This window comes from Burkholderia sp. CpTa8-5 (assembly GCF_017815045.1).
Lineage (GTDB): Bacteria > Pseudomonadota > Gammaproteobacteria > Burkholderiales > Burkholderiaceae > Burkholderia > Burkholderia sola.
In genome coordinates this window covers 92,774-116,613 of record NZ_JAGIQD010000017.1, presented here as the reverse complement: position 1 = coordinate 116,613, position 23,840 = coordinate 92,774, and the positions used below count along the sequence as shown (strand labels likewise).

The following is a 23,840-nucleotide window of genomic DNA, read 5'->3' as shown; positions in this document are numbered from 1 at the left end:
TTCATTTCTCCGATAAGAGACGGAAATTGGCTTCTTATCGGCGAATTGGAATTGATTGGAGTGGGATGGGTGCCGGTCGGGATTTGTCTTGATTTTCCGGCTGTTAATTCATTAACGGCGGACAGGATGGATTGTTGAGGGAGTGCTTGCGATTCTGTCGCCGCGATCCTGCGGCGGACGCCCGCTGAGCGCCAAAAAGCCGCGTCATTCGAGCGGGGCGCGAGGCTGCCGCGAGACGGCTTCCAACTGCGGCACGCAGGTTCGTTTTGATCGATCGGATGCATGGGCTACGGGCAGACGGACCCGCGCGACACGAGCGCCCGCCCGGGCCCGGTGGCACCTGTCGGCGACGAATTCGGCCGGAACCCGATCGTGTGAAGTAAACTACGCGGTTACGACGCACAGACCCGCCGAAAGCGTCGCGTTCCGCGCGACGCTTTTGCATTTCTGCAGCGCTTTATTGACGCTTCCAACCGCGAATCCGAGCCGCGCCCGTGCGCGGCGATAGAGCCAACGATGTCCCGAATTTCCTTGTTTCCGCGCCAGTCCCGTCTGTCGCGCGCCGTGCGTGGCGCGCTGGCGATCCTGGCGCTCGGCGCCGCCGCATCGGCGTGGGCAGTCGGCACCGGCGACCTGCCGGCATCCGCCGTCGGCGGCGCCGCACCGCTTACCGTGACGGTCCAGCCGGGCCAGTCGCTGAACGACATCGCGAAAGCGGCCACGCAATCGCACGATCCGGCCGTGCTCGCGCGCGCCGGTCGCGCGCTGTTCGACGCCAATCCGCAGGCGTTCATGAAGCGCGACGCGAGCCGTTTGAAAGTCGGCGCGACACTGACGGTGCCCGCGCTCGATGCGACCGGCGCGGCGCTCGCGCCGGCCGGCGCATCCGCCGCGTCCGCTGCATCTGGCCCGACGGCCGCTTCCGCGCCCGCCGCCGCATCGGGTGGGGCAGCGATCGCGCAGCACGGCGCATCCGCGCCGCAGCCCGGTTCGGCCGCGCAACCCGCGCCGGTGGCGCCGGCCCTGCATGCCGCTCCGGTGAGCGGCGCGAGTGCCGCGACGGCGACGGCGGCGGGCGCATCCGCTTCGAGCGGTGCTTCGGCGTCGATCGGTGCGTCGGCCGCGCATGGCGCATCGGCTGTCGACGGCACGCAGCCGGCGGCGCCCACGGGCGGTGCGAGCGGCCCGCATGTATGGAGCGGTGCGATCCAGTCGGCGCCGTCGTCCGCGAGCGAGGCGACGGGGCAGTCGGTGCCGGGCAACCCGGTTGCCGGCATGCGCGAGCCGGCCGGCGCGGCACCCGCCGTCGGTGCGTCGCAGCCGCGGCCGTCGAGCCTGCAGCAATTGCTCGCGTTGAAGAACCGCGTGCTGATGGAGTTGCAGAAGCACGGCATCGGCAAGCCGGCGACGACGACCGGCGTCGCGCCTGCTCCGGCGCCTGCCGCGCCGCGTGCGGCTGCGAATGACGCGGGTGCATCGGCCGCTGCATCAACGGCGGACGAAGCCGCGTCGGGTGTGGCAGCCAGTGCGCCGCAACCGGCATCGGCTTCCGTGCAACCGGTCGCACCCGTCGCGACCTCGGCACGTCGTACCGAGCAGATGGACTGGCGTCCGGCCGCGGCGGCTGGCGCTGCCGTTATCGTGCTCGCGGCCGGCTTCGCATGGCGCAAACGCCGGAAGGGTCGGCGCGCGGACGAGGCGGGTGCCGCTGCGACCGCGGCCGCAGCAGGTGGCGCCGCGGCTGCGGAGGCGGAAGCCGCGCCGTCCGTCGAACGCGAACTGCCGATCACGCCCGAGATGCCGATCGCACGCGATGCCGCGTCCGACATGAATCTCGCCGCGGCGACTGCCGCCGCCGCGGAGACGATCGAGCCGCCCGCGGCGGATACATCGCCTGCGCTTGTAGTGACGGCGCCGCACGACGAGTCGCCGGAATTACCGCCTGCTGACGCTGCCGTGTCGCCGGCGAACGACGCGATTCCGGGTTCGGCCGAGGCTCCGCACGACGCAGAACCCGTGGAAGAAGCCACTGCCGCCGACAAGCCGGCCGAGTCGACCAAGCTGGCCGAGCCGTCCGCCGCATCCGTCGCCCCTTCGAGCGCCGAAGCCCAGCACGCGACACTGATGCAGAACGCGATCAGCGCGCTCAACAGTCTCGACATGCCGTTGCCGCCGCGGACGGCGGAGGAGCCGTCGACGACGGGGGAACCGCCCGCGCAGGCACCGCAGCCCGACGCCGATAAAATTGCAACTAACGGTCAAGCCGCGCAGCACCCGCCGATGGGTTCGGCTGAAACGACACCGGAACATCCGGCCGACCAGGAAGACGAGTTCGACTGGGATCCGGACGCGGTGACGTCTGCCGGCCAGGCGGGCAGCCCAGCTACGCCGTCGTCGTTGCCGCCGCTCGGCGGTGCGCAGTTCGGCGCGCTGAAGCTCGACTTCGATCTCGACCTGCCGTCCACGCCGGGCGCCGCGCTGCCTGCGCTTACCGCGGACGAGCTTGCGCGCATCGCCCGCAACAAGCTCGACCTCGCGGCCGAATACGTCGAACTGGGCGACCTGTCCGGCGCGCGGACGCTGCTGCAGGAAGTGGTCGACGCGAACGACGCCGCGACGCGCGACGATGCCCGCGCGCTGCTCGCGAAACTGGCGGACGAGGCGTGATGCGGATCGCGCTGGGCATCCAGTACGACGGCGCGGCGTTCTGCGGCTGGCAGGCGCAGCCGCACGGCAAGACCGTGCAGGACCGGCTCGAACATGCGCTGGCCGAGTTCGCGCGGGTGCCGCTGCACACGACGGTGGCCGGGCGGACCGATACCGGCGTGCACGGGCTCGGGCAGGTCGTGCATTTCGACACGGACCTCGATCGCGAGGTGTTTTCGTGGGTGCGCGGCACCAACGCGTTCCTGCCGCCGACCGTGTCGGTGCAGTGGGCGAAGCCGATGCCGGATACGTTCCATGCGCGCTTCTCGGCGTTCGAGCGCACCTACTACTACGCGCTGTACGTGCACCCGGTGCGTTCGCCGATGCTGACCGGGCGCGCGGGCTGGATCCACACGCCGCTCGACGACGACGCGATGCGCGCCGCCGCCGCGCACCTGATCGGCGAGCACGATTTTTCGTCGTTCCGGTCGTCGGAATGCCAGTCGAAGACGCCGGTCAAACACCTGTATCAGATCGACGTGCGGCGCGAGGGGCATTTCATCCATTTCCGCTTCCGCGCGAACGCGTTCCTGCATCACATGGTGCGCAACCTGATGGGCTGCCTCGTCGCGGTCGGGCGCGGCCGCTATCCGGCCGACTGGCTCGCCGACGTGCTGGCCGGCCGGGACCGCAACCTCGCGGCCCCGACGTTCATGGCCGACGGGCTGTATCTCGCCCACGTCGGCTACCCGGCGGAATTCGCCGTCCCGCCCGCGCAGCTCGGCAGCGTGCCGTGGAGCAGCGTCTGGGCCGATCTGGACCCACAAACATGACGGAGCACGCCGTGTCTTCTTCGACTTCCGCCGCGGCCGGCCAGCCGCCGCGCACGCGCATCAAGCTGTGCGGGCTGTCGCGCCCCGAGGACGTGCTGCACGCGGCGGCGCTCGGTGCCGATGCGATCGGCCTCGTGTTCTACCCGAAGAGCCCGCGCGCGGTGACGATCGCGCAGGCGGCCGAGCTGGCGAGCCTCGCGCCGCCGTTCGTGTCGGTGGTCGGGCTGTTCGTGAATGCGACCGAAGCCGAGATCGAAGCCGTCGTGCGCGACGTGCCGCTCACGATGCTGCAGCTCCACGGCGACGAGACGCCGCAGCAGTGCGATGCGCTCGGCCGCGCGGCCCGCCTGCCGTGGTTGCGCGCGGTGCGCGTCGGCCCCTCGACGCAGCGTGCCGATTTGGTAGAATCGGCTCTTCATTATTCGAAAGCGCGCGGCCTCCTGTTCGACACTTTGGTGCCGGATTACGGCGGTAGCGGCAAGGTCTTCGATTGGTCTCTTATTCCCGCAGAGCTCGCGCGTCGGGCCGTTTTGAGTGGTGGCTTGAACGCGCAAAACGTCGGTGATGCGATCCGCCAGTTGCGTCCGTTTGCTGTCGATGTCTCGAGTGGCATCGAAGTGGAGGGCGCGAAGGGCGTGAAGGATCACGCCCGGATGGCGGCGTTCGTACGCGCGGTGCGCGAGGCGGACGCCGGGTGATGCAAGCCGGTGCGGCCCCAAAAGCGGGCGCACCGACCGATCGAGAGAGACACCATGTACAACCTTCCTGATGATCGCGGCCACTTCGGCCCGTATGGCGGCGTGTTCGTCGCCGAGACGCTGATTCACGCGCTGGACGAACTGCGCGCGGCGTATGAAAAGTTCCAGAACGATCCCGACTTCGTCGCCGAATTCGAGCGCGAGCTGAAGTACTTCGTCGGCCGCCCGTCGCCGATCTATCACGCGCAGCGCTGGAGCGAGATGCTCGGCGGCGCGCAGATCTACCTGAAGCGCGAAGACTTGAACCACACGGGCGCGCACAAGATCAACAACGTGATCGGCCAGGCGCTGCTCGCGAAGCGCATGGGCAAGAAGCGCGTGATCGCGGAAACGGGCGCCGGCCAGCACGGCGTCGCGACCGCGACGATCTGCGCGCGCTTCGGGATGGAGTGCGTCGTCTACATGGGCTCGGAGGACGTGCGCCGGCAGGCCGCGAACGTCTACCGGATGAAGCTGCTCGGCGCGACGGTCGTGCCGGTCGAATCGGGTTCGCGCACGCTGAAGGACGCGCTGAACGAGGCGATGCGCGACTGGGTCACGAACATCGAAAGCACGTTCTACATCATCGGCACGGTCGCGGGCCCGCACCCGTACCCGATGATGGTGCGCGACTTCCAGCGCGTGATCGGCGACGAATGCAAGGTGCAGATGCCCGAGCTCGCCGGCCGGCAGCCGGACGCGGTGATCGCGTGCGTCGGCGGCGGGTCGAACGCGATGGGCATCTTCTATCCGTACATCGACGACGAATCGGTGCAGCTGATCGGCGTCGAAGCGGCCGGCGACGGCCTCGACACGGGCCATCACGCGGCCTCGCTGATCGCCGGCAGCCCGGGCGTGCTGCACGGCAACCGCACGTACCTGCTGCAGGACGACAACGGCCAGATCATCGAGACGCATTCGGTGTCGGCGGGCCTCGACTATCCGGGCGTCGGCCCCGAGCACGCATGGCTGAAGGACAGCGGCCGCGCGCAGTACGTGCCGATCACCGACGCGGAAGCGTTGAAGGCGTTCCACGACTGCTGCCGGATCGAGGGGATCATCCCCGCGCTCGAGTCGAGCCACGCGATCGCGTATGGCGTGAAGCTCGCGCCGACGTTGCCGAAGGACAAGCTCCTGCTCGTCAACCTGTCGGGGCGCGGCGACAAGGACATGCACACGGTCGCCGAGCGATCGGGCATCGAGCTCTGACCCCGACCGATGCGTGACCTGATCGAAGAGCCGGGCGGCGGTGCCGCGAGCGAGGCGGAGGCGGTTCAGCCCGCCGCTGCCGTGCCGCGCGCGCTGCCGTCCGGTATCGAGCTGCACAACCGCGATTTCCTGACCCACGCCGCGCACTTGCCGGATGCGTCGATCGACCTGATCGTCGCCGATCCGCCGTACGGGCTCGGCAAGGACTACGGCAACGATTCGGACAAGCGTTCGGGCGACGATTTCCTCGCGTGGACGCGCGCGTGGCTCGAGCTCGCGATTCCGAAGCTGAAGCCGAGCGGGTCGATGTATATCTTCTGCACATGGCAGTACGCGCCGGAAATCTTCAGTTTCCTGAAGACGCAGCTCACGATGGTCAACGAGATCATCTGGGACCGGCGCGTGCCGAGCATGGGCGGCACGACGCGCCGTTTCACGTCGGTGCACGACAACATCGGCTTTTTCGCGGTTTCCAAAGCGTATTACTTCGATCTCGATCCGGTCCGCATCCCGTACGACGCCGATACGAAGAAGGCCCGCTCGCGCAAGCTGTTCGAAGGCAGCAAGTGGCTGGAGATGGGCTACAACCCGAAGGACGTCTGGTCGGTCTCGCGCCTGCATCGGCAGCACGCGGAGCGCGTCGATCATCCGACCCAGAAGCCGCTGGAAATCATCGAACGGATGGTGCTCGCGAGCTGCCCGCCGGGCGGCCGCGTGCTCGATCCGTTCATGGGGAGCGGCACGACCGCGGTGGCCTGCGCACGGCAGGGGCGCGACTTCGTCGGCTACGAGATCAACGAAAGCTATTGTGCGATCGCGCACGAGCGCGTGAGCGCGCTCGCCGCGCCGGCGTGCGCGTGAATCGCGCCGCCGCATCGCCGATTGCTGCTTTGCATGGGACCGGAGTAAGCGCTAAAGCGCTAACTCCGGATCGACATAGGAAAAATTGCCATGAATCGTATTCAGCAGACCTTCGCCGCGCTCGCCGAACAAGGCCGTAAGGGCCTGATCCCGTTCATCACGGCCGGCGACCCCGATCCCGCGAAAACCGTCGAATTCATGCATGCGCTCGCCGCAGGCGGCGCGGACGTGATCGAGCTCGGCGTGCCGTTCTCGGACCCGATGGCCGACGGCCCCGTGATCCAGCGCTCGTCGGAACGCGCGCTCGCGCGCGGCGTCACGTTGAAGAGCGTGCTCGCCGACGTGAAGCGTTTCCGCGAAACCGACGCCAAAACCCCCGTCGTGCTGATGGGCTATGCGAACCCGATCGAACGGATGGGCGTCGACGCGTTCGCGGCCGAAGCGCACGCGGCCGGCGTCGACGGCGTGCTGGTGGTCGACTATCCGCCGGAAGAGGCGGGCGTATTCGCGGAAAAAATGCGGGCCGCGCAGATCGATCCGATCTTCCTGCTCGCGCCCACGTCGACCGATGAACGCATCGCCGACGTCGGCAAGATCGCGAGCGGCTACGTGTATTACGTGTCGCTGAAGGGCGTGACCGGCGCCGGAAATCTGGATGTTTCGAGCATTGCGGGTAAAATCCCGGCCATCAAGTCGCGCGTGCCGGTTCCGGTGGGCGTCGGCTTCGGTATCCGCGACGCCGAAACGGCGCGCGCGGTGGCCGAAGTGTCGGACGCCGTCGTGATCGGCAGCCGCCTCGTGCAGCTGCTCGAGAGCGCCGCGCCGGAAGGTGCCGCCGCCGCGCTGAAGTCGTTCATCGCCGAGTTGCGCGCCGCGCTGGACGGCGCCGGCAACACGGCGCGATAAACACAACACAGGAAGCGGGAACGGGCCGGTCGGCCCGCCCCGCCACGGAACAGGAAACCATACGATGAGCTGGCTCGACAAACTGTTGCCGCCGAAGATCAAGCAGACCGACCCGAAAAGCCGCAAGGGCATTCCGGAAGGCCTGTGGGTCAAGTGCCCGTCCTGCGAGGCCGTTCTCTATCGCAACGACGTGGACGCGAACCTGCACGTGTGCCCGAAGTGCGATCACCACATGCGCATCGGCGCGCGCGAGCGCCTCGACGGGCTGCTCGATCCGGAAGGCCGCTATGAAATCGGCCAGGAAATCGTGCCGGTCGACTCGCTGAAGTTCAAGGACAGCCGCAAGTACCCCGATCGTCTGAAGGAAGCAATGGACGAAACCGGCGAAACCGACGCGATGGTCGTGATGGGCGGCGCGATCCACACGCTGCCCGTCGTCGCGGCGTGCTTCGAGTTCTCGTTCATGGGCGGCTCGATGGGTTCGGTCGTCGGCGAGCGCTTCGCGCGCGGCGCGCAGAACGCGCTGGAGCAGCACGTGCCGTTCATCTGCTTCACGGCGTCGGGCGGCGCACGGATGCAGGAAAGCCTGCTGTCGCTGATGCAGATGGCCAAGACCACCGCGATGCTGACCAAGCTGGCCGAAGCGAAGCTGCCGTTCATCTCGGTGCTGACCGACCCGACGATGGGTGGCGTGTCGGCGAGCTTCGCGTTCCTCGGCGACGTCGTGATCGCCGAGCCGAAGGCGCTGATCGGCTTCGCCGGCCCGCGCGTGATCGAGCAGACGGTCCGCGAGAAGCTGCCGGAAGGCTTCCAGCGTGCCGAATTCCTGCTGAAGACGGGCGCGATCGACATGATCGTCGACCGTCGCAAGATGCGCGACGAGATCGCGCAGTTGCTCGCGCTGCTGCAGCGACAGCCGGCCGACGCGCTGGCCTGACCGGCGCAACGTGGTGAACTCTGCGCGTCGCCTGGCCTCAGCGTCAGGCGGCGCGCTTCGTTTTTTGGCGTAGTGGCGGTACCGATCCAGATTTGATCCGATGAGCACTTTTCCCACTCTCGACGCGTGGCTTTCGCATCTCGAACGCGCGCACCCGGTCGGCATCGACATGGGCCTGACCCGTATCGGGCAGGTCAAGGCGGCGCTGCAGCTCGAATTCGCGTGCCCGGTGATCACCGTCGGTGGCACGAACGGCAAGGGCTCGACCTGCACGTTCCTCGAGACGATTCTCGTGCGCGCGGGCTACAAGGTCGGCTGCCACACGTCGCCGCACCTGCTCGAATTCAACGAGCGCGCGCGCGTGAACGGGCAGAACGTGACCGACGACGAACTGCTGCCGCACTTCGAGGCCGTCGAAGCCGCGCGCACGTCGCTGGCCGAGCCGATCTCGCTCACGTATTTCGAATTCACGACGCTCGCGATCCTGCATCTGTTCGCGTCGCGCGGGCTCGACGCGGTGATCCTCGAAGTCGGCCTCGGCGGCCGGCTCGACGCGGTGAACATCATCGATACCGATTGCGCGATCGTCACGAGCATCGACATCGACCACACCGAATACCTCGGCGACACGCGCGAGAAGATCGCGTTCGAGAAGGCCGGGATCTTCCGCGCGGGCAAGCCGGCGATCTGCGGCGATCCGGCCGCGCCGCAGACGCTGATCGATCACGCCGAAGCGATCGGCGCCGATCTGTGGCTCGTCGGCCGCGATTTCCGCTACGAGGCGCAGGCAGGCGCCGAGCGCCAGCAATGGAGCTACCTCGGCCGCGACAAGCGCTATCCGGCGCTCGCGTATCCGGCGCTGCGCGGCGCGAATCAGCTGATCAATGCGTCGGCCGCGCTCGCGGCGCTCGAGGCGCTGCGCCCGGTGCTGCCGGTGTCCGCGCAGGACATCCGGCTCGGGCTCGCGAACGTCGAGCTGCCGGGGCGCTTCCAGGTGCTGCCCGGCAAGCCGGCGATCGTGCTCGACGTCGCGCACAACCCGCATGCGGCGGCCGTGCTCGAGCAGAACCTCGGCAACATGGGCTTCTTCCCGTACACGTACGCGGTGTTCGGCGCGATGCACGACAAGGACATCGACGGCGTGCTGCGGCACCTGAAGGGCGAGATCGACCACTGGTGCGTGACCGACCTGCCGCTGCCGCGCGCGGCTTCCGCGGAGCAACTCGAAGCAGCGCTGCGCAAGGCTGGCGTGGAGGAGGGGCCCGATTCGAGCGTGACGCGCTATGCGTCGCCCGCGGAAGCGTTTCGCGATGCACTAAAAAGAGCATCCGAGAATGATAGAATCGTGGTTTTCGGCAGTTTCCATACGGTTGCCGGCGTGCTGGCCTACCGTAAATCGCAGCAACACTGACTGACGGGCAGTTTCGGACTCAGCCATTCATGGGAATTTTCTCGTTCGGCAAGAAAGACGACGACGCGCCCCCGCGGCGCGGCGGTCGCACCGGGGCCTCCCGGAACGTGCGCACGGAGCGCACTGAACGCGTCGAGCGACGCTCGCGCCGCACCGAGCGTCCGGACTCGGATGCACTGCTCCTTGATCCGACCCTTCCAGAAAAGCAACGCGCGCGCCGGCGTCTCGTCGGCGCGATCGCGCTCGTCGTGGCTGCGGTGATCGTGCTGCCGATGGTGCTCGATTCGCACCCGAAGCCGGTGACCGACGACATCGCGATCGACATCCCGAACCGGCCCGCGCACCAGGCAGTCGTGCCGCGCGACGACGACGTGTCCGACGTGCAGGCAGGCGTCGCGCACGACGAACCGCCGGCCTCCGACACGGCCGTTGCGACCGTACCGGCGCCCGCGCCGAAGGATGCGGCCAAGCCGGTCGCGAAACCCGAACCGACCGCCACCGCGAGCGTGACGCCGCCGAAGCCCGCGCCGAAGCCGGCTGCTGCGCCCGCGCCGAAGCCGGCCGCGCCGAAGCCTGCGCCCGCAACCGTTGCGAATGACGGCGCCGCCAGCCCGGACAGCGGCGACGCATCGTCGCCGGCGTCGCCGGCCGGTGCGCGCTTCGCCGTGCAGCTCGGGTCGTTCAAGGACGACGCGACGGCCCGTTCGTGGGCGACCAAGTTGAAATCGGCGGGCGTGCCCGCATATGTCGAGCATCGCAAGCAGGCAGACGGCAGCACGGCTACACTGTTGCGTGCCGGCCCGTTCGCGGATCGCGCGGCGGCCTCCGCCGCGATCGCGAAGGTGCGCGAAGCCGGTCTGACGCAGTAAGGCCACGATGCTGACGGCTTTCGACTACGCTGTATTGGCGGTGATCGTGTTGTCGGCGCTGCGCGGTGCGTGGCGCGGCTTCGTGTCCGAGATTTTCGGGCTGATCGGCTGGATCGCGGCGATCGTGATCGCGGGCCGCTACGTCGGGCTGGTCGTGCCATACATTCCGGCGAACTGGCCGGGCGGCGCGCTGACGCAGTGGGTGATCGCCTTCGCGTTGCTCGTGATCGGCGTCGTGCTGGTCGCCGGCGTGGCGAACGCGCTGCTGTCGCGGATCGCGCAGGCGAGTGGCCTGGGCGGCGTCGACCGCTCGCTGGGCATGATGTTCGGGCTCGTCCGCGGCTGTGTGCTGGTGGTGCTGCTGGTCGCGGCGGCCGGGCTGACCGAACTGCCCAAACAGGATTTCTGGCGCAATGCGCTCTTGCGTCCTTTTGCCGAACAGGGCGTGCACGAGCTGAAGCAGCTCCTGCCCGACGGCATGGCCCAGTACGTACGCGTGTGACGACGCGGCCGGGCAGGACGGAACCGATTTTGTCATCTTGAAGGACATGCCATGTGCGGCATCGTAGGTGTTATCTCCCAATCCCCGGTCAATCAGCTGATCTATGACAGCCTGCTGCTGCTGCAGCATCGCGGTCAGGACGCGGCGGGCATCGCGACGGCGGACGGCAGCAATTTCCACATGTACAAGGCGAACGGCATGGTGCGCGACGTGTTCCGCACGCGCAACATGCGCAGCCTGCCCGGCACCTACGGCATCGGCCAGGTGCGCTATCCGACGGCCGGCTCGGCATCGAGCGAGGCCGAGGCGCAGCCGTTCTACGTGAACGCGCCGTTCGGGATCATCCTCGCGCACAACGGCAACCTGACGAACTGGATGCAACTGAAGGACGAGATGTTCCGGATCGACCGCCGGCACATCAACACCAATTCCGACAGCGAAGTGCTCCTCAACGTGTTCGCGCACGAGCTGCAACTGTCGACCACGGGCCTCGAGCTCGATCCGGCGTCGGTGTTCAAGGCGGTCTCGGGCGTGCATCGCCGCCTCGAGGGTTCGTACGCGATCGTGTCGCTGATCGCCGGCTACGGCCTGCTCGCGTTCCGCGACCCGTTCGGCATCCGGCCGCTGTGCATCGGCAAGCTCGAAACCGAACACGGCACCGAATGGATGGTCGCGTCGGAGTCGGTAGCGGTCGAAGGCATCGGTTTCGAATTCGTGCGTGACCTGGAGCCGGGCGAAGCGGTCTTCATCGACAAGGCCGGCAACTTCCACAGCCAGCAGTGCGCGGAGAACCCGACGCTGAATCCGTGCATGTTCGAATACGTGTATCTGGCCCGTCCGGATTCGTGCCTCGACGGCGTGCCGGTCTACAACGTGCGCCTGCGCATGGGCGACTATCTCGCCGAGAAGATCAAGCGCGAACTGCCGAACGTGCCGATCGACGTCGTGATGCCGATTCCCGATTCGTCGCGCCCGGCGGCGATGCAGGTCGCCGCGAAGCTCGGCGTCGAATATCGCGAGGGCTTCTTCAAGAACCGCTACGTCGGCCGCACCTTCATCATGCCGGGGCAGGCCGTGCGCAAGAAGTCGGTGCGCCAGAAGCTCAACGCGATGAGCATCGAGTTCAAGGACAAGCACGTGCTGATCGTCGACGATTCGATCGTGCGCGGCACGACCTCGCACGAAATCGTGCAGATGGCGCGCGATGCGGGCGCGAAGTCGGTGATCTTCGCGTCGGCGGCGCCGCCCGTGAAGTTCCCGAACGTGTACGGCATCGACATGCCGACGCGCGGCGAGCTCGTCGCGCACGGCCGCACCGACGAGGAAGTCGCGAAGATCATCGGCGCCGACCATTTGATCTATCAGGACGTCGACGATCTGCGCCGCGCGGTGCGCGACATCAACCCGAAGCTCGAGAACTTCGAGGCGTCGTGCTTCGACGGCAACTACATCACCGGCGCCGTGACGCCCGAGTACCTCGATGCGATCGAGCGCGCGCGCCTCACGCCGGCGTCGCAGGCCGATCGCGATACGGCCGGCGACACCGAGCGTTCGCAGATGAACCTGCAACTGTCGGTCGAGTAACGCCGGCGCACGCTTTTGTCGAGGCGTGATAGGATGTGGCCTTGCGTCGATTTGATATCAGCTTGCGGACGCGGGGCAACTTCCCAAAACAGCTAAAGCGAAGGCCGGCGGCAGCCGGCCCGAGTCGATCGCTGTCGTACCGCACCGAAGCCCGCTGATGCCGACGCATAGCGGGCTTTTTGTTTTTGGCCTCGGCTTTGACCGGGTCCGCGCCTCGTGCACGACCGTCGGCGCGGCCATCGAATACGGAAAACGGAACATGGACGACTCCCTCAACTTCGACACGCTTGCGGTGCGCGCGGGCACGCTGCGCAGCGACTTCAACGAGCATTCGGAAGCGCTGTTCCTCACGTCGAGCTTCTGCTTCTCCAGCGCGGCCGACGCGGCCGAGCGCTTCGCGAATTCGGAAGACTATTTCACCTATTCGCGCTTCACGAACCCGACCGTCACCATGTTCCAGGAGCGTCTCGCGGCGCTCGAGGGCGGCGAGGCATGTATCGCGACGGCGTCGGGCATGGCCGCGATCATGTCGGTCGTGATGTCCGCGCTGCAGGCGGGCGACCATCTCGTCAGCTCGCGCAGCCTGTTCGGCTCGACGCTCGGGATGTTCTCGCAGATCTTCAGCAAGTTCGGGATCACGACGACCTTCGTCGACCCGACCGACCTGAACGCATGGCAGGAAGCCGTGCGGCCGGAAACGAAGATGTTCTTTCTCGAGACGCCGTCGAACCCGCTGACCGAACTCGCGGACATCGAGGCGATCGGCAAGATCGCGAAGACCGCGAACGCGCTGTTCGTCGTCGACAACTGTTTCTGCAGCCCGGTGCTGCAGCAGCCGCTGAAGCTCGGCGCGGACGTCGTGATGCACTCGGCGACGAAATTCCTCGACGGGCAAGGCCGCGTGCTTGGCGGCGCGCTGGTCGGCTCGAAGGAATTCATCATGGGCAAGGTGTTCCCGTTCGTGCGCAGCGCGGGCCCGACGCTGTCGGCGTTCAACGCGTGGGTGCTGCTGAAAGGGATGGAGACGCTGTCGCTGCGCGTCGAGAAGCAATCGGCGAACGCGCTGGAGATCGCGCGCTGGCTCGATTCGCATCCGGCGGTCGCGCGCGTGTTCTATCCGGGCCTCGAATCGCATCCGCAGCATGAGCTCGCGAAGCGTCAGCAGAAGGCGGGCGGCGCGATCGTGTCGTTCGAACTGAAGGGCGACACGCCCGAGCAGCAGCGCGCGAACGCATGGCGCGTGATCGACGGCACGAAGCTGGTGTCGATCACCGGCAACCTCGGCGACACGCGCACGACGATCACGCATCCGGCCACCACGACGCACGGCCGCATCACGCCGGAAGCGCGTGCGGCAGCGGGGATCACCGAAGGGCTGATCCGCCTGGCGGTCGGCCTCGAGCATGCGGGCGACGTTCGCAACGATCTGGCGCGCGGCCTCGACGGCTGAGGCTGAGCGATACAGCCCGTTTGTGCTCGGCATCAATGAAACGGGCCGCTCGAGAGAGCGGCCCGTTGTCGTTGCGGCGCATGCCGTCGCGCGCGTGTCGTGCCGCCGTTCAGCCGGCGGCGTGCGCGGACGGTGCGGCACGCATCGCGTCCACCATCCAGCGCAGCGTTTCGTCGAGCGGCGTGACCGGCAATTCGCCCACCGCGCGCCGCAGCCTGTCGCGCGACCCGCTCAGGCTCTTCACTTCGTTGTGCCGCACGAAGCGCGGATCGATCGTCACGTCGATCACGTAGCCGGCGATCCGCGACAGCATCGCCAGCACTTCCTTCAGCGAATACGCGCGTTCCGAGCACACGTTGAACGTCTCGCCGGCCGGCGCGGCTTCGACCAGCTTCAGATAGGCGGCCGTCACGTCGCGCACGTCGGAGAAATCGCGGCTCACGTCGAGGTTGCCGAGCGAGATCCGCAGCGCGTTGCTCGCATAGTGCGCGACGAGCTTCGGCAGCAGATACGCATCGCTCTGGCCGACACCCGTGTAGTTGAACGGCCGCGCGATCACGATCGGCAGCCGGTCGGCCCAGAGCTTCGCCGCATATTCCATCGCGAGCTTGCTGACCGCGTAGTCGTTCGCCGGGGCAGGCGCGACGGTTTCGTCGAGCACGCCGGGCGTCGAGTTGCCGTAGATGTTCGCGCTGCTGGCCAGCAGCACGGCCGACGGACGGCGGTCGAGGCCGGCGAGCGCCGCCAGCAGGTTGCGCGTGCCGACGATGTTGACCGCGTAGGTCGGCGACGGCTCGTCGTCGGCGACATGGGCACGCGCGGCGAGATGCACGACCGCGTCGGGTCGTGCGTCGGCCGCGGCCGCGCGCATCGCATCCGCGTCGAGCAGGTCGACGGGCAGCAGCGTGCACTGTGCGAACGCCGGATCGGCCGGGCGCGGCGTACCGGGCGCGACCGTGCCCCAGACGTCATAGCCGGCCGCCTGCAGGCGTTCGGCCATGTAGCGACCGGTGAAGCCCGTCAGGCCCGTGACGAACGCACGGCGCGACGGACGCCCGGTTTCAGAACGTGTCATGGTGTTGGTTCCGCGTCAAATCCGCTTCGACCATCATCTGACATAGTTGTTCGAGCGTCGTCTTGGGCGCCCAGCCCAATTTGCTTTTCGCCTTGTCCGCGCAGCCGATCAGCAGGTCGACTTCGGCAGGGCGGTAGAACTTCGGGTTCACTTCGACGAGCACGTTGCCGGTCGATGCGTCGAGGCCGCGTTCCTGCTCGCCCTTGCCGGTCCATTCGAGCTGGTAGCCGGCCGCCACGAACGCCATCCGCACGAAGTCGCGCACGGTTTCGGTGCGGTTGGTCGCCAGCACGTAGGTGTCGGGTTCGTCGGCCTGCAGCATCCGCCACATGCCTTCGACGTATTCGAGCGCGAAGCCCCAGTCGCGCTTCGCGTCGAGATTGCCGAGCTCGAGCTTGGTCGCCTTGCCCAGCTTGATCTTCGCGATCGTGTCGGTGATCTTGCGCGTGACGAATTCGCGGCCGCGCAGCGGCGATTCGTGGTTGAACAGGATGCCGCTGCTGCCGAACAGGCCATACGATTCGCGGTAGTTCACGGTCATCCAGTGCGCGTACAGCTTCGCGACGCCGTACGGGCTGCGCGGATAGAACGCGGTGGTTTCCGTTTGCGGGATCGCCTGCACCTTGCCGAACATCTCGGACGTCGACGCCTGGTAGAAGCGCGTCTTCGGGCTCACGACGCGAATCGCCTCGAGCAGGTTCAGCGGGCCGATGCCGGTCACTTCGGCGGTCGTCGCCGGCTGGTCGAACGACACGCCGACGAAGCTTTGCGCGGCCAGGTTGTACAGCTCGTCCGGCTGCGTGCGTTCGAGCAGGCGCAGGCTGGAGCCCGCGTCGGTCAGATCGTGTTCGACGAGCGTCAGGTTCGGGTGCGTGTCGACACCCAGCTCGGCGATGCGCCAGAAATTCACCGAGCTGGTGCGGCGGTAGGTGCCGGTGACCTCGTAGCCCTTGTCGAGCAGCAGTTTGGTCAGGTACGCACCGTCTTGCCCCGAAATCCCGGTGATGATGGCCTTTTTACGCGTTTGGCTCATGGCGTTGTCCTGGTAGAAGCAATGGATGATGAAAGTCAGGCGGTCGTGCCGGCGGCGGCCGGCACCGCGCGGCGCGCAGGCCCGCGCGTCAGGCGCCGTTCGAAGCCGTACCAGCTCAGGGTCGCGTACGCGAGCGTGATCGCCAGCGCGAGCGCGGCCGTGACGAAGCGATTCAGGTGCAGCGGCCACAGCGCGTACAGCACGCTCAGGTGGATCAGGTAGACGGTGTAGCTGACGGTGCCGACGTAGACGAGCATCGGGTTCGTCAGCACGCGCTGCACGAGGCCGCGGCCGCGCAGTGCGATCACGACGATCGACGTGCACAGCAGCAGCGAGATGCTGTAGAGCGCCGCGTTCGACAGCGGCGTGTTCGCGGCGCGAAAGCGCGGGAACGACAGGTGCAGCCAGCCGAGGATCGCGAGCGACACGAGCGCGCCGACGATCGCGAGCGGATAGAACGGCTCCAGCGCGCGCCGGTCGCGGCGCAGCACGATCGCGAGCAACGCGCCTGCCGCGAGCAGGTCCATCCGGAACGGCGTCAGGTAGTAGATCGGCCAGAACGAATCGAACCACGGCGTCGCGATCGCGCGCAGGACCGGCGCCGCGACGATCAGCGCGGCGGCGACCCACAGCAGCGCGCGCTCCGAGCACCACAGCACGACGAACGGCCAGAAGATGTAGAACTGCTCCTCGACCGCGAGCGACCACAGCACGTTCAGGCTGTCATGGCCGATGCTGCCGAGCGACAGCCCGATATTGGTCGAGAAGAACGCGAACCACGGCCAGTGCGGCAGCCAGCTCGCACCGAACAGCAGCGTCGACACCACCAGCAGCAGCACGTACGGCGGCAGGATGCGGCGTACGCGGCGCGCGTAGAAGTGGCTGAAGTACGACTGCCCGCGCGCCTTGCGATCGAGCAGGATGCCGGTGATCAGCAGGCCGCTCAGCACGAAGAACAGGTCGACGCCCATCCACAGCGGCGCCTTCAGCGCGTGTTGCAGGAAGACGGCGCCCACCGCGATCGCGCGCAGCCCGTCGAGCTGCACGATGCGGCCGTGTTGCGGCGGGGCGAGGTCGGCGGGGCGTGACAAGGCCGTCATCGCGCGGCTCCTTCACGACCCGCATCCGATGCGTGTACGTATTGCATGCCTTTAAATGGAATATGGAATCGCAATCGATTCTAGGGAAAAGAAATCGGTAAAAAAACGCGCGCCATTTATCTGACGACAACCAGGCCAATGCCGATTATTACGATCGCGCGATGAAAGGTTGGCTCGCGGACGGGCGCGCCGGGCGGCGCGGAGCGGAATTTTCTACGTGGTGACGCGGAAAGAGCGGTCGTTATTGCCGTTTTCCGCGGTCATTTACTCGCTGTTCCGGTTCGATATTTCAGGCAGAAACATCCTCAAATATTTCCAAATTTCTTGTGATTATTTTTGCTTGTAACCTGCATCGCGACGTTTGAAACCCATTTAGCGACAGCGCGCCGCCGCGGGCGATCCGAGGCGGCGCCGGTCGCTGTTGCATCGAGTCTGGAGAAGCGCATTGCGACGTCTGATTCTGGTTGGCATGACGGTATGCGCGGCACTGCTGACGAGCGCCGTGCCGGCCGAAACGGTGTTGCCCGCGACGACGTCGTGGATCGGCAACACGTTCGGCTATGGCGACGGCACGTGGACGCAGATCGATATTCGCGCGATCGCGGTGACGCCGGAGGGCAAGGTGTATACGAATGCGCCGTGGGACGAGAGCGGCGCCGAGGCGAGCGTCTACCAGGACGGGAAGATGCTCGGCTTCGCGGGCGGCACGCACGGCTGGGGCAACCTCGGCGGCAGCGCGATCGCGGTGAACAGCAAGTACGCGTATGTCGCGATCGGCGTCGGCAACGAGCGCGGCCATCTGCAGTCGCCCGGCATCTGGCCGGACAAGGGCAAGCAATGGTTCGGCATCTCGCGGCGCACGATCGGCGACATGAAGCAGCCCGCGCCGTTTCGCGCGGCGCCGCAGGTCGCGCCGGGCGGGCGCGCCGATACCGGCCGCGCGCGGATGGCCGCGAGCTTCATGATGATGAACGAGGTGTCGGCGCCCGCGCGCTCGGAAGTCGGTGAGGCGAAGGCGGAAGTGGGCGGCCTCGCGGCTGACGACAAGACGCTGTTCGCGACCAATCCGTCGCGCGACGTGGTGGATGTCTACGACGCGGAAACGATGCAGCAGAAGGGCACGTGGAGCGCGCACGAGCCGGGCCGCATCGCGTTGGCGGGCGACGGCACGCTGTGGCTGCTGACCGATACGCTCGGCGGCCCCGCGCATCTCGTGCACGTGCGGGCCGACGGCCGCAAGCTCGACGACGCGCCGGCGCTGCCGGAAGGCACCGACGCGGTGGACGTGGCGGTCGACGCGAAAGGGCGCGTGCTCGTCGCGGACAACGGGCCGCGCCAGCAGATCCTGATCTTCTCGAAAGGCGGCAAGGGCTATGCGCCGTCGGGCACGCTCGGCGAGCGCGGCGGCATCTTCGCGGGCCCGGTGCCGGGCCGGCCCGGGCCGCAGCGCTTCAACGGGCTGACGGGCGTCGGCGTCGACCGCGCGGGCAACATCTATGTGTCGATGAACGGGATCGGGCCGCGCCACGACACGATCGGCGCGGGGCTCGGCGCGGTGCTGGAAAGCTACACGCCGGACGGCAAGCTGCGCTGGCAGGTGCAGGGGCTGCTGTTCGTCGACGGCGCGTGGCTGGACCCCGCGCGGCCGAACAGCGTGTACACGGGCAACAAGCGCTTCGAGCTCGACCTGTCGAAGCCGCCGGGCCAGGACTGGAAATACGTCGGCTTCTTGTCGAACCGCTTCAAGTATCCGGACGACCCGGTGTTCCACACCGACCAGTATCCGGGCATGCCGATCGCGCGGCGCGTCGACGGCCGCACGTTCCTGTACCTGACCGACATGTACGCCGATCACCTGAAGATCTACCGCTTCGACGCGAAGCGCGACGGCGAGGTCGCGATTCCGTCGGGCCTGATCGCGGGGCGCGCGCGGCCGGTCGACAAGGTGCCGAACAAGCCGCCGGGCGGCGACTGGCTATGGCGCGACGCGAACGGCAACGGCCGGATCGATGCCGACGAGTCCGAGATCAACACGACGGGCAAGGCAAAGGCGGGCGGCTGGGGCTGGTGGGTCGACACGAAGGGCGACATCTGGCGCACGAGCGACGTGCGAGGGATTCATCGCTTCGGCTATGGCGGCGTCGACAAGGCCGGCAACCCGATCTATTCGTACGACAAGGTCGCGACCTACCCGATGCCGCAGCCGTTCACGCAGCTGCGCCGCGCGATCTACGAACCGCAGACGGACACGCTGTACGTGACGGGCTACACGGCCGACGCGCCGCCGCAGCCCGGCATCAACAAGGAAGTCGGCCGCGTGCTGGTGCGTTTCGACAAATGGTCGAGCGGCTCGCCGGTGGTGCGCTATCAGGTCGCGCTGCCGTGGCAGCTCGACGCGAAGCCGATCCTCGACCTGATCGGGATCACGGTCGAGGGCCGCTACCTCTTCACCGTGGAGCCGGTCGGCAAGATCCACGTGTACGACAAGGAAACCGGCAAGGAAGTCGGCGTGATGAGCCCGGGCGCCGAGGTCGGCAAGGCGTCGGGCTGGGTCGACGTGCCGTTCGGCATCAGCGCGTTCCGGCGCGAGAACGGCGAGTACCTGGTGTTCGTCGAGGAAGACGCGCGCGGCAAGGTGCTCATGTACCGCTGGAAACCGTAACGGGCCCCTGGGCTAAAGCATGGACAAAGGCATACTCAAGAACGTTTCGATCAACTTCATCGGGCTGATCCTGCCGACCTTCGTGTCGCTGGTGACGGTGCCCGCGTACATCCACGCGCTCGGCGTCGAACGCTACGGCGTCGTCAGCCTCGTGTGGACGCTGATCGGCTATTTCGGGATCCTCGATCTCGGGATGAGCATGGCCGCGCAGAACCACATCTCGAAGGCGCTCGCGAGCGGCAACGCCGACGAAAGCGCGCGCGTGTTCTGGAGCGCGTTCTGGCTGAATCTCGGCACCGGTATCGTCGGCGGCCTGCTGATCTATTTCGGCGCGTTCGTCTACACCGCGTATTTCACGAAGGTGTCGGCCGCGATGCAGCACGAGGTGTATCTGGCGCTGCCGTGGCTCGCGCTCGCGATTCCGCTCGCGAACGTGTCGTGGGTGTTCGCCGGCGCGATCAACGGCGCCGAACGATTCGGCGTGTTCAACACGAACCAGACGATCGGCACGTTCCTGTTCCAGTTGCTGCCGCTCGGCGCCGCGTGGTGGATCGCGCCGAACCTGCAGACGGTGCTCGCCGCGGCGGTCGTCGCGCGGCTGATCGCGGCGGTGATGCTCGGTCAGGCCAGCATCAAGGTGCTCGGGATTCGCCGCATCGATCCGCCGCAGTGGGGCACCGCGAAGGGGCTGTTCAACTTCGGCGGCTGGATGCTGATCGCGAGCACGACGAGCATGATCGCCGACACGCTCGACCGAGTGATGCTCGGCGCCGGCATGGGCGCGAAGTTCGTCACCTACTACACGGTGCCGCAGAACCTCGTCACGCGGCTGAACATGCTGCCGAACGCGCTGGTGCGCACGCTGTTCCCGCGCCTGTCGGCGGTCGGCCGCGATCATGCGGATACGCTCGCGCGCCAGTCGCTCGAATTCCTGAACGGCGTGTTCACGCCGGTCGGCATCGTCGCGATCTTCGCGCTCGCGCCGTTCCTCACGCTGTGGGTCGGCGCCGATCTCGCCGCGCATTCGGCGCCGGTCGGCCGCGTGCTGGTGATCAGCGTGTGGCTCGTCGGCCAGGCGAGCGTCACGCGCATCCTGATCCAGTCGCAGGTCAATCCGGCCCGCGCGGCATTCGCCGGGCTCGTCGAGATGCCGTTCTTCGTCGGCGGCCTGTGGTTCGGCATTCATCACTTCGGGCTGATCGGCGCGGCGGTGGTCGTCGCGGCGCGCGCGCTCGTCGACTACGGCGTGCTGTTGTACCTGTCGGCGATCCGGATGCGCGCGATCGTGCTCGACATGCTCGCGCACCTCGCGTTCCTGCTGGCGAGCCTGTTTCTCGCGCAGGCATGGCCGGGGCTGGTCCAGTCGATCGGCATGTGCGCGGTCGTGCTGGTGCTGAACGTCGCGTGGTCGCTCACGATGACGCCGGGGCTGCGTGCACTCGTGCGCGACCTGTTTGTCCGTCTCAATGCGAGGAGAACTGCATGAATCGCGATCTGGCGGAACACGCCGTCCTGAATCTCGCCACGGCCGATGCCGCCGTGGTCCATGCCGGCGACGCCGCCGCGCCGCACCCGGCCGAACGGGCCGGCGCGCGGCAGCCGTCGCGTGCGCTGCGCGTGGCGATCGTCCACGACTGGCTCGTCACCTATGCGGGCGCCGAGCGCGTGCTCGAACAGATCGTCGCGTGCTTTCCCGACGCGGACCTGTTCAGCCTCGTCGATTTCCTCGACGATCGCGCGTTCGTGCGCGGCAAGCCGGTGACGACGTCGTTCATCCAGAAGCTGCCGTTCGCCCGCACCAAGTACCGCAGCTACCTGCCGCTGATGCCGCTCGCGATCGAACAGCTCGACGTGTCCGAGTACGACCTCGTGATCTCGAGCAGCCACGCGGTCGCGAAGGGCGTGCTGACCGGGCCGGACCAGGTGCACATCAGCTACGTGCATTCGCCGATCCGCTATGCGTGGGACCTGCAGCACCAGTATCTGGAACAGTCGAACCTCACGCACGGGCCGAAATCGCTGCTCGCGCGGATGATTCTCCATTACATCCGCAACTGGGATACGCGCACCGCGAACGCGGTGGACGGCTTCGTCGCGAACTCCGCGTTCATCGCGCGGCGCATCAAGAAGGTCTACCACCGCGACGCGGCGGTGATCTTTCCGCCGGTCGACGTCGACGCGTTCTCGCTGAACGCGGTGAAGGAGGATTTCTACCTGACCGCGTCGCGGATGGTGCCGTACAAGAAGATCGACCTGATCGTCGAAGCCTTCTCGAAGACGCCCGAGCGCAAGCTCGTCGTGATCGGCGACGGCCCCGAGATGCAGAAGATTCGCGCGAAGGCGGGCCCAAACGTCGAGATCATGGGCTATCAGCCGTTCGCGGTGCTGCACGACCGGATGCGGCGCGCGAAGGCGTTCGTGTTCGCGGCCGAGGAGGATTTCGGGATCTCGGTCGTCGAGGCGCAGGCGTGCGGCACGCCGGTCATCGCGTACGGCAAGGGCGGCGCGCTCGAGACCGTGCTCGACCCGCAGTCGAACCTGAACCCGACCGGCCTTTTCTTCGATGAACAGACGCCGCACGCGATCGTCGCGGCCGTCGACGATTTCGAGCGCGCGCCGCAGCGCTTCACGCCTGACGCGTGCCGCGCGAACGCGGAGCGGTTTTCCGCCGACACGTTCCGGCGGCGCTTCCTCGACTACGTGGAGCAAGCGCTGCCCGGCTCGACCGCGCAGCGCGGCACGGCGGCCCCGCTGCCGGTCGCCCGCGGCCCGGCGACGCTCGTGCTCGACCAGAGCGGCGTGCTCGGCGGCGCCGAGCTGTCGCTGCTCGAGATCATGAAGCACATGCGCGCGAACGCCGACGTGCTGCTGTTCGACGACGGCCCGTTCCGCGCGGCGCTCGACGAGATCGGCGCGCGCGTCGACGTGGTCGAGCAGGGCGCGCTCGCGGGCGTGCGCAAGCAGGGCGGCGTGTCGTTCGGCGCGGTGAAGCAGCTCGTGCGGCTGGTGCGCGACGTCGCCCGCCGCGCGCGCCGCGCCGAGGTGATCTACGCGAACACGCAGCGCGCGATGGTGGTCGCCGCGCTCGCCGGGCGGCTCGCGCGCAAGCCGGTGGTCTGGCATTTGCGCGACATCGTCAGCACCGACCATTTCGGCGGCAAGCAGTTGCAGGCGATCAAGTACTGCGCGCGGTTCGGCATCACGCGCGTGATCGCGAACTCCGACGCATCCGCGCAGGCGTTCCGCGCGCTGACCGGCTTCACGCCGCAGCACGTCGACGTCGTGTTCAACGGGATTTCGGCCGAACCGTTCGACGCGCTGGAAGGCGTGAGCCAGGCCGCGCTGCGCGCGCGCCTCGGGTTGCCCGCCGACGCGTGGCTGGTCGGCTCGTTCAGCCGTCTCGCGCGCTGGAAGGGGCAGCACGTGCTGCTGGAGGCCGCCGCGCGGCATCCGGACATGCACGTCGTGCTGGTCGGCGCGCCGCTGTTCGGCGAGGACGACTATGCGGCGCAACTGCACGAATACGTCGCGCAGCATGCGATGGACGAGCGCGTGCATTTCCTCGGGTTCCAGCGCGACGTGGCTGCGTGCATGACGGCGGTCGACGTCGTCGCGCACACGTCGATCACGCCGGAGCCGTTCGGGCGCGTGATCGTCGAGGGGATGCTCGCGCGCCGGCCGGTCGTCGCGGCGCGCGCGGGCGGCGTCGTCGAGATCATCGAGGACGGCGACAACGGGCTGCTCTGCGAGCCGGGCAACGCGGCCGCGCTGGCCGATGCGCTGGCGGCGCTCAAGCGCGACCGCGCGCTGCGCGAGCGGCTCGTCGCGAGCGGGCGGGCGACCGCGGTGCGCCGGTTCGGGACCGAAACCTACGTGGAGCGGGTCGAGAAGATCCTCGCGGATACGGTGAAGGCTGCGAAGGCGGCGAGCGCGAAGAAGTAGCAGCCGGCGCGAGCCGGCAGGAAAGGGCGGAAAATGGCGGAAAACGGGCCCCCATGCGGCGTTGCGCTGTGCGGGGGCTTCGT

Annotated in this window: 18 protein-coding genes; 15 read left to right on the top strand and 3 right to left on the bottom strand. The window is 67.7% G+C overall.

The window, feature by feature from the left end; translation table 11 throughout:
• Positions 1-516: 516 nt before the first annotated feature.
• The 12 genes from J8I35_RS23905 (at position 517) to J8I35_RS23850 (ending at position 13,945) form a co-directional block, all read left to right on the top strand.
• On the top strand, positions 517-2,667 hold the full coding sequence (locus J8I35_RS23905; protein ID WP_209927303.1) for a FimV/HubP family polar landmark protein: 2,151 nt from the start codon (positions 517-519) through the stop codon (positions 2,665-2,667).
• Complete coding sequence (gene truA / locus J8I35_RS23900) at positions 2,667-3,479, top strand: tRNA pseudouridine(38-40) synthase TruA (RefSeq protein WP_209927298.1); 813 nt, start codon at positions 2,667-2,669, stop codon at positions 3,477-3,479. Before J8I35_RS23905 ends, truA begins: the two co-directional genes overlap by 1 nt.
• Positions 3,476-4,177, top strand: a complete 702-nt coding sequence (locus J8I35_RS23895) for a phosphoribosylanthranilate isomerase (protein WP_050011274.1) — start codon at positions 3,476-3,478, stop codon at positions 4,175-4,177. The genes truA and J8I35_RS23895 overlap by 4 nt, the downstream gene beginning before the upstream one ends.
• A gap of 54 nt (positions 4,178-4,231) precedes the next feature.
• Positions 4,232-5,425, top strand: coding sequence for a tryptophan synthase subunit beta (gene trpB, locus J8I35_RS23890; RefSeq protein ID WP_050011273.1), 1,194 nt, complete (start codon positions 4,232-4,234; stop codon positions 5,423-5,425).
• A 9-nt stretch (positions 5,426-5,434) separates the two neighbouring features.
• Complete coding sequence (locus tag J8I35_RS23885) at positions 5,435-6,286, top strand: site-specific DNA-methyltransferase (RefSeq protein ID WP_050011272.1); 852 nt, start codon at positions 5,435-5,437, stop codon at positions 6,284-6,286.
• 90 nt (positions 6,287-6,376) lie between these two features.
• On the top strand, positions 6,377-7,192 hold the full coding sequence (gene trpA, locus J8I35_RS23880) for a tryptophan synthase subunit alpha (RefSeq protein ID WP_050011271.1): 816 nt from the start codon (positions 6,377-6,379) through the stop codon (positions 7,190-7,192).
• A gap of 64 nt (positions 7,193-7,256) precedes the next feature.
• A complete protein-coding gene (accD, locus tag J8I35_RS23875; protein WP_009691548.1) occupies positions 7,257-8,129 on the top strand; it encodes an acetyl-CoA carboxylase, carboxyltransferase subunit beta in 873 nt (290 codons plus the stop codon).
• 100 nt (positions 8,130-8,229) lie between these two features.
• The gene (gene folC / locus J8I35_RS23870; protein WP_209927296.1) at positions 8,230-9,540 is read left to right on the top strand and encodes a bifunctional tetrahydrofolate synthase/dihydrofolate synthase; all 1,311 of its coding nucleotides are present in this window, start codon (positions 8,230-8,232) and stop codon (positions 9,538-9,540) included.
• Between the two features lie 29 nt (positions 9,541-9,569).
• A complete protein-coding gene (locus J8I35_RS23865) occupies positions 9,570-10,409 on the top strand; it encodes an SPOR domain-containing protein (protein ID WP_209927295.1) in 840 nt (279 codons plus the stop codon).
• A gap of 7 nt (positions 10,410-10,416) precedes the next feature.
• A complete protein-coding gene (locus J8I35_RS23860) occupies positions 10,417-10,911 on the top strand; it encodes a CvpA family protein (protein ID WP_027782633.1) in 495 nt (164 codons plus the stop codon).
• A gap of 51 nt (positions 10,912-10,962) precedes the next feature.
• Positions 10,963-12,495, top strand: coding sequence for an amidophosphoribosyltransferase (gene purF, locus J8I35_RS23855; RefSeq protein WP_050011268.1), 1,533 nt, complete (start codon positions 10,963-10,965; stop codon positions 12,493-12,495).
• A gap of 259 nt (positions 12,496-12,754) precedes the next feature.
• Positions 12,755-13,945 (top strand): O-succinylhomoserine sulfhydrylase, encoded by a 1,191-nt coding sequence (locus tag J8I35_RS23850; protein WP_209927293.1) that lies wholly within the window; start codon positions 12,755-12,757, stop codon positions 13,943-13,945.
• A gap of 109 nt (positions 13,946-14,054) precedes the next feature.
• Here the strand turns inward: J8I35_RS23850 and J8I35_RS23845 are convergent, their stop codons facing one another.
• Genes J8I35_RS23845 through J8I35_RS23835 form a run of 3 tightly spaced genes read right to left on the bottom strand, consistent with a single transcriptional unit; the run spans position 14,055 to position 17,153 of the window.
• Positions 14,055-15,020: an NAD-dependent epimerase/dehydratase family protein gene (locus J8I35_RS23845; protein WP_209927292.1), complete on the bottom strand. Its 966-nt coding sequence runs from the start codon at positions 15,018-15,020 to the stop codon at positions 14,055-14,057.
• Positions 15,007-16,053, bottom strand: coding sequence for a GDP-mannose 4,6-dehydratase (gene gmd / locus J8I35_RS23840; protein ID WP_209927291.1), 1,047 nt, complete (start codon positions 16,051-16,053; stop codon positions 15,007-15,009). The genes J8I35_RS23845 and gmd overlap by 14 nt, the downstream gene beginning before the upstream one ends.
• Positions 16,054-16,088: 35 nt before the next feature.
• Positions 16,089-17,153 (bottom strand): acyltransferase, encoded by a 1,065-nt coding sequence (locus tag J8I35_RS23835; protein ID WP_050011264.1) that lies wholly within the window; start codon positions 17,151-17,153, stop codon positions 16,089-16,091.
• Between the two features lie 445 nt (positions 17,154-17,598).
• Here J8I35_RS23835 and J8I35_RS23830 point away from each other — a divergent pair, with 445 nt between their 5' ends.
• The 3 genes from J8I35_RS23830 to J8I35_RS23820 are packed head-to-tail and all read left to right on the top strand — an operon-like array spanning position 17,599 to position 23,757.
• Positions 17,599-19,815, top strand: coding sequence for a hypothetical protein (locus J8I35_RS23830; RefSeq protein WP_209927290.1), 2,217 nt, complete (start codon positions 17,599-17,601; stop codon positions 19,813-19,815).
• 19 nt (positions 19,816-19,834) lie between these two features.
• Positions 19,835-21,301, top strand: a complete 1,467-nt coding sequence (locus tag J8I35_RS23825; protein ID WP_050011262.1) for a flippase — start codon at positions 19,835-19,837, stop codon at positions 21,299-21,301.
• Positions 21,298-23,757 carry a glycosyltransferase family 4 protein gene (locus J8I35_RS23820; RefSeq protein WP_209927289.1) on the top strand — a complete coding sequence of 820 codons (2,460 nt, stop codon included), beginning with the start codon at positions 21,298-21,300 and terminating at the stop codon, positions 23,755-23,757. Before J8I35_RS23825 ends, J8I35_RS23820 begins: the two co-directional genes overlap by 4 nt.
• Positions 23,758-23,840: the final 83 nt, after the last annotated feature.

Excerpts from the sequence above, each read along its gene's own strand:
- truA (WP_209927298.1), top strand. The coding sequence starts at position 2,667 with ATGCGGATCGCGCTGGGCATCCAGTACGACGGCGCGGCGTTCTGCGGC.
- folC (WP_209927296.1), top strand. The coding sequence starts at position 8,230 with ATGAGCACTTTTCCCACTCTCGACGCGTGGCTTTCGCATCTCGAACGC.
- trpA (WP_050011271.1), top strand. The coding sequence starts at position 6,377 with ATGAATCGTATTCAGCAGACCTTCGCCGCGCTCGCCGAACAAGGCCGT.
- J8I35_RS23885 (WP_050011272.1), top strand. The coding sequence starts at position 5,435 with ATGCGTGACCTGATCGAAGAGCCGGGCGGCGGTGCCGCGAGCGAGGCG.
- accD (WP_009691548.1), top strand. The coding sequence starts at position 7,257 with ATGAGCTGGCTCGACAAACTGTTGCCGCCGAAGATCAAGCAGACCGAC.
- trpB (WP_050011273.1), top strand. The coding sequence starts at position 4,232 with ATGTACAACCTTCCTGATGATCGCGGCCACTTCGGCCCGTATGGCGGC.
- J8I35_RS23820 (WP_209927289.1), top strand. The coding sequence starts at position 21,298 with ATGAATCGCGATCTGGCGGAACACGCCGTCCTGAATCTCGCCACGGCC.
- gmd (WP_209927291.1), bottom strand. The coding sequence starts at position 16,053 with ATGAGCCAAACGCGTAAAAAGGCCATCATCACCGGGATTTCGGGGCAA.
- J8I35_RS23825 (WP_050011262.1), top strand. The coding sequence starts at position 19,835 with ATGGACAAAGGCATACTCAAGAACGTTTCGATCAACTTCATCGGGCTG.
- purF (WP_050011268.1), top strand. The coding sequence starts at position 10,963 with ATGTGCGGCATCGTAGGTGTTATCTCCCAATCCCCGGTCAATCAGCTG.
- J8I35_RS23835 (WP_050011264.1), bottom strand. The coding sequence starts at position 17,153 with ATGACGGCCTTGTCACGCCCCGCCGACCTCGCCCCGCCGCAACACGGC.
- J8I35_RS23865 (WP_209927295.1), top strand. The coding sequence starts at position 9,570 with ATGGGAATTTTCTCGTTCGGCAAGAAAGACGACGACGCGCCCCCGCGG.
- J8I35_RS23895 (WP_050011274.1), top strand. The coding sequence starts at position 3,476 with ATGACGGAGCACGCCGTGTCTTCTTCGACTTCCGCCGCGGCCGGCCAG.
- J8I35_RS23905 (WP_209927303.1), top strand. The coding sequence starts at position 517 with ATGTCCCGAATTTCCTTGTTTCCGCGCCAGTCCCGTCTGTCGCGCGCC.
- J8I35_RS23845 (WP_209927292.1), bottom strand. The coding sequence starts at position 15,020 with ATGACACGTTCTGAAACCGGGCGTCCGTCGCGCCGTGCGTTCGTCACG.
- J8I35_RS23850 (WP_209927293.1), top strand. The coding sequence starts at position 12,755 with ATGGACGACTCCCTCAACTTCGACACGCTTGCGGTGCGCGCGGGCACG.
- J8I35_RS23860 (WP_027782633.1), top strand. The coding sequence starts at position 10,417 with ATGCTGACGGCTTTCGACTACGCTGTATTGGCGGTGATCGTGTTGTCG.